This window comes from Streptomyces sp. NPDC055749 (assembly GCF_053617235.1).
Window position 1 is genome coordinate 101297 of record NZ_JBSHFH010000026.1, and the last position, 8100, is coordinate 109396.

The following is an 8100-nucleotide window of genomic DNA, read 5'->3' on the forward strand; positions in this document are numbered from 1 at the left end:
GCGGGGTTCGTACGGGGGTGGCTTCCACGGGGGGAGCCACCCCCGTACGCGTACCCGCGTGAGCAGCGCAACAGCTGCGGCAGGGACCCCTCGATCGGGTGCGCGGACCCCCATAATGGAGGAAGACATCGGATGTCTGAATCCAGTCCGAATCCAGGAGGACCGTCATGGCTGTCACCGACGAGGCGATCGAGAAGATCAAGGGAATGATCGTCTCAGGTGCTCTGGGGCCCGGTGACCGGCTCCCCAAGGAGAGCGAACTCGCCGCGGAACTCGGGCTGTCCCGCAACTCCCTCCGGGAGGCGGTACGCGCCCTGTCACTGATCCGCATCCTCGACGTGCGCCAGGGCGACGGCACGTACGTCACCAGCCTTGACCCCCAACTCCTCCTGGAGGCACTGAGTTTCGTGGTGGACTTCCATCGCGACGACACCGTGCTGGAGTTCCTCGCGGTGCGCCGGATCCTCGAACCGGCCGCCACGGCGATGGCCGCGGGGCAGATCAGCGAGGACCAGCTGGATCTGCTGGGCGCGCAGCTCGACGCCCTGGGCGAGAAGCCGTCGGTGGAGGAACTGGTCGCCGCCGACCTGGAGTTCCACCGCGGCATCGTGCAGTCGTCCGGCAACTCGGTGCTCTGCTCGCTCCTCGACGGACTCTCCGGGCCGACCACGAGGGCGCGGGTCTGGCGCGGTCTGACGCAGGAGGACGCCGTCAGCCGCACCCTGCACGAGCACCGGGCGATCCTCGCCGCGCTGCGCGACAGGGACGCGGAGGCGGCACGGGCCTGGGCGACCGTCCATGTGGCGAGCGTGGAGCAGTGGCTGCGCTCGACCCTGTGACACGCGTACGGGCCACCTTGTGACACACGCGTACGGGCCGGGGGCGATGTGCCGCCCCCGGCCCGTACGTACGGTGTCCGCTCAATCCTGCTTCTCACCGCTCGCGAAGCGCGAGATGACCAGGGCGACGATGATGATCGCACCGTTGAGGAACTGGTTCCACAGCGCCGGGACCCCACCGAGGGTCATCACGTTGACCACCAGCTGGAGCGTCAGTACGCCGGTCAGCGCGCCGAACAGGGTGCCGCGACCGCCCTTGAGGCTGATGCCGCCGATGACCGCGGCGGCGAACACCTGGAAGATCCAGCCGTTGCCCTGGGTGGCCGCGACCGACCCGTAGTGGCCTGTGTAGAGGATGCCCGCGAAGGCGGCCAGCAGACCGCCGACGGCCAGCACGATCCAGGTGATCCGGTCGACCCGGATGCCGGCCGCGCGTGCCGCCTCCGGGTTGCCGCCGATGGCGTACAGCGAGCGTCCGTGGCGCAGCCAGGCCAGCGCCGAGCCGCCGATCGCGAACAGGGCCAGACAGATCCAGACCGCGGCCGGGGCGCCGAGCCACTCGCTCTTGCCCAGGTAGCGGAAGGACTCCGGGACGTCGGTGATCGACTTGCCCTCGGTGATGCCGATGTGGAGGCCGCGCAGCATGGTGAGCATGCCGAGCGTGGCGATGAAGCCGTTGACCCGCAGCTTCAGGATCAGGAAGCCGTTGATCACGCCGACGAGCAGTCCGACGAGCAGACAGAGCGGGATCGCCGACCAGGCCGGGAAGAGTTCGAGCCCCGCGAACCGGCCGCCGTCGGTGGGCAGGACCAGCCACATGGCGACCACCGGCGCGATGCCGATCGTCGATTCCAGGGACAGGTCCATCCGGCCGCAGATCAGGATCAGCGCCTGCGCGAGCACGAGCAGGCTGAGCTCGGAGGACTGCTGGACGACGCTGATCAGGTTGTTGGAGGTGAGGAAGACCGGCGAGACGATGAAGCCGATCACCATCAGGACCAGGATCACCGGCACCAGGGAGAAGTCGCTCCACCTGATCAGCTGGAGCCTGCTGCGCGGACTCCCTTCCTTCGCCCCGCTCATGACGTCATCGGCCGTGGCCGGCCGTATGGTCCCGGTCATTCCCTTTCCCCCACACCTTCCATGGCGGCGACGAGTTCCCCGTCGGTCCACCCGCTTGCGAATGTTGCGACGACCCGCCCGTGGAACAGGGCGAGCACCCGGTCGCAGACCCGCAGATCGTCCAGCTCGTCCGAGATGATGACTGCGGCGTTTCCTTCGTCGGCGACCCTGCGGACCACACCGAGCAGCGAGTCCTTGGACTTGACGTCCACGCCCGCGGTGGGCCGGACCGCGACCAGCGCGCTCGGCCTGCGGGCCAGCGCGCGGGCGACCACCACCTTCTGCTGGTTGCCGCCGGACAGCCCGGAGACGGGCTGCTCGGGCCCCTGCGTCTTGATGTCCAGCGAGGCGATCATCGACTGGGCGAACCGGCGGGTCCGGGAGGGCAGTACGGTCCCCCACGGCCCCAGCTGGTCGGTGACCGTGAGCGTGGCGTTCTCGGCGACGCTCCGGTCCAGCACAAGACCCTGGTCGTGCCGGTCCTCGGGGATGTACCCGATGCCGGCGTCGAGGGCGTGCGGGACGCTCCCGGGCCGAACGGTCCTCCCGTGTACGGAGATGGTGCCTCCGCTCGCCTTGCGCATCCCGGCCAGCGTCTCGCCGAGCGCCGTGTTGCCGCTGGCCGCGGAGCCGGCGAGGCCGAGGACCTCACCGGGCCGCACCTGGAGGTCCAGCGGCTCGAACTGACCCTCCAGGGTGAGCTGTTCGGTACGCAGGACGGGTGCGGCCGACTCGTCCCGTACCCGCTCCCCGGCTCCGGCGGCGTGCCAGACGGACGCGCCGCCGCCCTGCTCACCGGTCATGGCGGCCACCAGTTCCGCCTTGCCGACGTCCGCGACCGGGGCGGTCAGGACATGGCGGGCGTCGCGGTAGACGGTGACGGCGGTGCAGAGTTCGTACACCTCCTGCAAGTGGTGGGAGATGAACAGGAACGCCACTCCCTGGCTCTGCAGTTCGCGCAGCTTGTCGAAGAGCCGGCCGATGCCCCGGGCGTCCAGCTGCGCGGTCGGCTCGTCGAGGACGATCAGCCGGGCGCCGAAGGACAGCGCCCGGGCGATCTCGACGAACTGCCGCTGCTCGACGGCGAGATCCCGTGCCCGTGTGCTGGGGTCGACCTGCACCCCGTACTCGGCGAGCAGGTCCGCCGCGCGCTTGCGGAGCCTGCCCCAGCTGATCCAGCGGGAGTCCTCGTCGAAGCGGTTGAGGAAGAGGTTCTCGGCGACGGTCAGATCGGGGACGACCATGGACTTCTGGTAGACGCAGGCGATCCTGGACTGCCAGGCCATGGTGTCCCCGAAGGCGGGCGCGGGCTCCCCGCCGAACGTGACCGTGCCCGCGTCCGCCTTGTGGAGTCCGGTGAGCACGCTGACGAGCGTGGACTTGCCGGCGCCGTTGCGGCCGACGAGCGCGTGCGACTCACCGGGCAGCACGGTGAGCTTCACGCCGTCGAGCGCGACGGTCTGCCCGAAGCGTTTGACGATGCCTGCCGCCTCTACGGCCGGTGGAGGTGCGTGTTCCATGGCTAGCTCTTCTTCTCCAGCTGGTTGGCCCACAGCGCCGGGTCGTCGACGTTCTCCTTGGTCACCAGGGGCGCGGGCAGCTGGTCCTCGAGACCGCCCGGGATCTTGATGATGGTGGAGTCGTGGTCGGTCGGACCCTCCTTGAAGGTCTTTCCGGCCAGGGCCGCCTCCGCGTAGAACAGCGCGTACTTGGCGTAGAGGTCGGCGGGCTGGGAGATCGTCGCGTCGATCTTCCCGGACCTGATCGCGTCGAACTCCTCCGGGATGCCGTCGTTGGAGATGATCGTGATGTGTCCGGGCGTCCCGACCGGCTTCAGGAGCTTCTTCTGCTCCAGGAGGGCGAGGGTGGGCTGGAGGAACACCCCGCCGGCCTGCATGTAGATGCCGTTGATGTCGGGGTGTGCGGCCAGGGTCGACTGAAGCTTGGCGGAGGCCACGTCGCCCTTCCAGTCGGTGGCCAGCTCGAAGACCTCGATGTCCGGGAAGTCCTTGTCCATGCACGACTTGAACGCCTCGGAGCGGTCGCGTCCGTTGATCGATGACAGGTCGCCCTGGAATTCGACGACCTTGCCCTTGCCCTTCAGCTGCTCGCCGAGGTACTTGCAGGCGTTGGCGCCGTACGCCTTGTTGTCGGCCCGGACGACCATGTAGATGTCGCCCTTGTCGGGGCGGGTGTCGACACTGACGGCCGGGATCTTCTTCTCGTTCAGCGTGTTCAGCGTCTCGGCTATCGCGCCGGTGTCCTGCGGGGCCATCACGACGGCCTTGGCGCCCTGGTCGGTGAAGGTCTGGACGTTGGCGACGAGCTTGCCGATGTCGTTCTGCGAGTTGGTCAGGGGCAGCGCCTCGACCTTCCCGTCCTTGACGCCCTTCTCGATGTACTGCTGGTAGGAGTTCCAGAAGTCGCTGTCGCTGCGCGGCAGGTCGATGCCGACCTTGCCACCGCCGTTGCCGCTGTCGGTGGACTCGCGGTTGCAGCCCGCCAGGGCGGTCACGGCCAGCAGTACGGCGCAGGCCGCCGCACTCGTCGTACGCACTCTCATTTGGGGTCCCGTCCTTCGTGGAGTACCGGCTCGATGGTTCTGTTGCCAAGCGTGGGGTGGTGCGGCTCTGGGGAAGCAGGCCGGTTGTCAGTCGGCCGCGGGGCGCAGTCTCAGGCCCTGCATCCCGCCGTCGACGGCGAGTGCGGTGCCTGTGACGGAGGCGGCGGACGGTCCTGCGAGGTACACGATCGCCGCCGCGACCTCGTCCGCCGATACCAGCCGGCCCAGGGGCTGGCGGGCGTTGAGGGCGGCCCGTTCGGCGGCCGGGTCGTCGGCGCTGTCGAGGAGCCGCCCGATCCACGGGGTGTCCGCGGTGCCGGGGTTGACGCAGTTGACCCGGACGCCTTCGCGTACGTGGTCGGCCGCCATGGCGAGGGTCAGCGAGAGCACGGCCCCCTTGCTCGCGCTGTAGAGCGCGCGCTGCGGCAGGCCGGCCGTGGCGGCGATGGAGCAGGTGTGGGTGATCGAGACGGCTCCGGGGCGGTCCGCCGCGGCGCGGCGCAGATGCGGCAGGGCGTGGCGGGCGGTGCGGACCATGCCGAGGACGTTGATGTCCAGGACGCGCGTCCACTCCTCGTCGGTGTTGTCCTCGACGCCGCCGATGGAGCCGACGCCCGCGTTGGACACGAGGGTGTGCAGGCCGCCCAGCTCGGCCGCGGCCCGGTCGACGGCTTCCCGTACGGCCGCGTCGTCGGTCACGTCGGCCTTGAGCGCGAGGACTCCGTCGGGTGCGCCCGCGGTCTCCCGGTCCAGTACGGCGACCCTCGCGCCGCGCTCCAGGAGCAGGGTCGCGACGGCGGCCCCGATCCCGGATGCCCCGCCCGTGACCAGGGCGGACATCCCGTCGAATTCCAGTGGACCGGTCATCGGGCGTTCTCCTCACAAGTGCGGCGGGCCTGCCAGACGGGGCCCTCGGGATAGCGGTGTTCGGCGATCGAGGCGGGGAGCATCCGCGCGGAGAATCCGGGCGAGCGCGGCGCCAGGTACCGGCCGCCCTCGATCACGGTGGGGTCGGCGAAGTGTTCGTGGAGATGGTCGACGTACTCGATCACGCGGTCCTCCCAGGTCCCGGAGACCGCCACATAGTCGAACATCGAGAGATGCTGCACCAGTTCACAGAGCCCCACACCGCCGGCGTGCGGGCAGACCGGGACGCCGTACTTGGCGGCGAGCAGCAGGATCGCCAGGTTCTCGTTGACGCCCGCGACGCGTGCGGCGTCGATCTGTACGAAGTCGACGGCGCCCGCCTGGAGCAGTTGCTTGAACACGACCCGGTTGGCGACGTGTTCGCCGGTGGCGACCTTGACGGGCTGTCCGGCCCGCACGGCGGCGTGGCCGAGCACGTCGTCCGGGCTGGTGGGTTCCTCGATCCAGTGCGGGTCGTACGGCGCGAGGGCCTTCATCCACTCCACCGCGTCGGCCACGTCCCAGCGCTGGTTGGCGTCGACGGCGATCCGGATGCCGGGGCCGACCGCGTCGCGGGCGAGCGACATCCTGCGTACGTCGTCACCGAGATCGGCGCCGACCTTCAGCTTGATCTGCGTGAAGCCGTCGGCCACGGCCTCCTTCGAGAGCCGTACCAGCTTGTCGTCCTCGTACCCGAGCCAGCCGGGGGAGGTCGTGTACGCGGGATAGCCCTGGGCGAGCAGGCGGTCCGTGCGCTCGGCGCGGCCCGGTTCGGCGGCCCGCAGGATGGCGAGGGCCTCCTCGGGCGTGAGCGCGTCGCTGAGGTAGCGGAAGTCGACGAGGGAGACGAGCTCCTCCGGCGTCATCCCGGCGAGGAACTGCCAGACGGGTCGGCCCGCGCACTTCGCCGCCAGGTCCCAGGCGGCGTTGACGACCGCGCCGACCGCCATGTGCATCACGCCCTTCTCGGGGCCCAGCCAGCGCAGTTGGGAGTCCTGCGTGAGCTCCCGGTACAGCGCCCCGAGGTCGGCGGCGGTACGCGGGGCCGGGCGCCCCACGACGTACGGACGCAGCGCCTCGATGGCCGCTGCCATGATCTCGTTGCCGCGTCCGATGGTGAAGCAGAAGCCGTGCCCCTCGGCGCGGTCGCCTGGCTGGTCGGTGCGCAGGACGACGTACGCGGCGGAGTAGTCGGGGTCGGGGTTCATGGCGTCCGAGCCGTCCAGCTGTTCCGAGGTGGGAAAGCGGATGTCGTGAACCTCGAAATCCGTGACGGTCTGACTCATGTGCGCCCCCAGGGGAATAACATCGGACCTCTTGCGTGTCATCCGATGTATAGCGCCGCACTTGGCCCAAAGTCCAGGGTTCGAACGGAATTCGGTCAACACAGCTCGGATGAATCGCGGAGCTGATGCCCTGATTCGACCGATGATGCACCCCCACGGTCAAGGTTCACCCGCCCGTGCCCGGGGACTGCGGTGAGACGGTCCGGAAGCCGTAAGGTTGGCTCGTACACAAGGGAACTTCGGAAGGGGGTCTGGGTGATCGAGCTCGAGGGGGTACCCGAGCTGGTCGACCCGGTCATGGTGGCCGCGTTCGAGGGCTGGAACGACGCCGGTGACGCCGCCTCCACAGCCGTCGCGCATCTGGACCGGGAGTGGAAGGGCGAGGTGTTCGCGGCGCTCGACGCCGAGGACTACTACGACTTCCAGGTCAACCGGCCCACGGTGTGGCTGGACGGCGGGGTGCGCAAGATCACCTGGCCCACCACCCGTCTCTCCGTGATCCGCGTCGGCGGCGACAAGCCCCGCGATCTGGTCCTGGTCCGCGGCATCGAACCGTCGATGCGCTGGCGTTCGTTCTGCAACGAGATCCTGGGATTCGCCCATGAGTTGGGCGTCGAGATGGTGGTCATCCTCGGCGCGCTGCTCGGCGACACCCCGCACACCCGGCCGGTGCCGGTCAGCGGTGTGACCTCCGACCCGGATCTGGCCAGGACGATGGACCTGGAGGAGACCCGGTACGAGGGCCCGACCGGCATCGTCGGCATTCTCCAGGAAGCCTGCACGCACGCGGGCGTGCCCGCGGTGAGTCTGTGGGCGGCGGTGCCGCACTATGTGTCGCAGCCGCCCAACCCGAAGGCGACGCTCGCCCTGCTGAACCGCCTGGAGGACCTGATCGGTCTGCGGATCCCGCTGGGTGAACTGCCCGAGGACGCGCGTGCCTGGCAGCTCGGCGTCGACCAACTGGCCGCCGAGGACAGCGAGGTCGCCGAGTACGTGCAGACGCTGGAGGAGGCCCGCGACACCGCGGAGCTGCCCGAGGCGTCCGGCGAGGCCATCGCCCGGGAGTTCGAGCGGTATCTGCGGCGCAGGGACGGCGGTCCGGGGCAGGGTCCTGGCGGCCACGCGACGGAGAGCGGCGACGTCTCCTATCTGCGGGACACGTCGAGCGGTCGCACCAGGCCGCCCAAACCGCCGCGTCCGGAGACCGGGCCGGAGAACGGTCCCGGTGGCGGTCCCGGTGGCGTACGCCCGCCGTCGCCCGACACCCCCGATACCCCCGGCGCGTCCGGGGACGACGGAGACACCGGAGCCGACGGAGACACCTCGGAGGACTGACCGGCCGGATACCGGCGGCAGCCGAGCACAAGGGGCGCCGGGCGGGAAC

The 8100-nt window shown here is 69.8% G+C and carries 7 protein-coding genes; 2 read left to right on the forward strand and 5 right to left on the reverse strand.

Features of this window, described 5'->3' with window-relative positions:
* The first annotated feature begins 167 nt into the window (after positions 1–167).
* The gene (locus ACWGO0_RS20825; protein WP_453536769.1) at positions 168–839 is read left to right on the forward strand and encodes a FadR/GntR family transcriptional regulator; all 672 of its coding nucleotides are present in this window, start codon (positions 168–170) and stop codon (positions 837–839) included.
* A gap of 81 nt (positions 840–920) precedes the next feature.
* On the opposite strand, the gene ACWGO0_RS20830 is transcribed toward ACWGO0_RS20825, so the two are convergent.
* The 5 genes from ACWGO0_RS20830 to ACWGO0_RS20850 all read right to left on the reverse strand — a co-directional run bounded on the left by ACWGO0_RS20830 (position 921) and on the right by ACWGO0_RS20850 (position 6716).
* A complete protein-coding gene (locus ACWGO0_RS20830; protein WP_453536772.1) occupies positions 921–1961 on the reverse strand; it encodes an ABC transporter permease in 1041 nt (346 codons plus the stop codon).
* Entirely contained in the window at positions 1958–3481 is a 1524-nt protein-coding gene (locus ACWGO0_RS20835; RefSeq protein WP_453536775.1) for a sugar ABC transporter ATP-binding protein, read from the reverse strand. The genes ACWGO0_RS20830 and ACWGO0_RS20835 overlap by 4 nt, the downstream gene beginning before the upstream one ends.
* A 2-nt stretch (positions 3482–3483) precedes the next feature.
* Entirely contained in the window at positions 3484–4524 is a 1041-nt protein-coding gene (locus ACWGO0_RS20840; RefSeq protein ID WP_453536777.1) for a sugar ABC transporter substrate-binding protein, read from the reverse strand.
* An 87-nt stretch (positions 4525–4611) separates the two neighbouring features.
* Positions 4612–5391 carry an SDR family NAD(P)-dependent oxidoreductase gene (locus ACWGO0_RS20845; protein ID WP_453536780.1) on the reverse strand — a complete coding sequence of 260 codons (780 nt, stop codon included), beginning with the start codon at positions 5389–5391 and terminating at the stop codon, positions 4612–4614.
* Positions 5388–6716, reverse strand: a complete 1329-nt coding sequence (locus ACWGO0_RS20850) for an L-fuconate dehydratase (protein WP_453536783.1) — start codon at positions 6714–6716, stop codon at positions 5388–5390. Before ACWGO0_RS20850 ends, ACWGO0_RS20845 begins: the two co-directional genes overlap by 4 nt.
* A gap of 255 nt (positions 6717–6971) precedes the next feature.
* Here ACWGO0_RS20850 and ACWGO0_RS20855 point away from each other — a divergent pair, with 255 nt between their 5' ends.
* Positions 6972–8051: a PAC2 family protein gene (locus ACWGO0_RS20855; protein ID WP_453536786.1), complete on the forward strand. Its 1080-nt coding sequence runs from the start codon at positions 6972–6974 to the stop codon at positions 8049–8051.
* Positions 8052–8100 lie beyond the last annotated feature (49 nt).

Bases quoted from the DNA above. Each gene is read 5' to 3' on its own strand.
- ACWGO0_RS20840 (WP_453536777.1), bottom strand. From the start codon at position 4,524: ATGAGAGTGCGTACGACGAGTGCGGCGGCCTGCGCCGTACTGCTGGCC.
- ACWGO0_RS20845 (WP_453536780.1), bottom strand. From the start codon at position 5,391: ATGACCGGTCCACTGGAATTCGACGGGATGTCCGCCCTGGTCACGGGC.
- ACWGO0_RS20835 (WP_453536775.1), bottom strand. From the start codon at position 3,481: ATGGAACACGCACCTCCACCGGCCGTAGAGGCGGCAGGCATCGTCAAA.
- ACWGO0_RS20825 (WP_453536769.1), top strand. From the start codon at position 168: ATGGCTGTCACCGACGAGGCGATCGAGAAGATCAAGGGAATGATCGTC.
- ACWGO0_RS20830 (WP_453536772.1), bottom strand. From the start codon at position 1,961: ATGACCGGGACCATACGGCCGGCCACGGCCGATGACGTCATGAGCGGG.
- ACWGO0_RS20850 (WP_453536783.1), bottom strand. From the start codon at position 6,716: ATGAGTCAGACCGTCACGGATTTCGAGGTTCACGACATCCGCTTTCCC.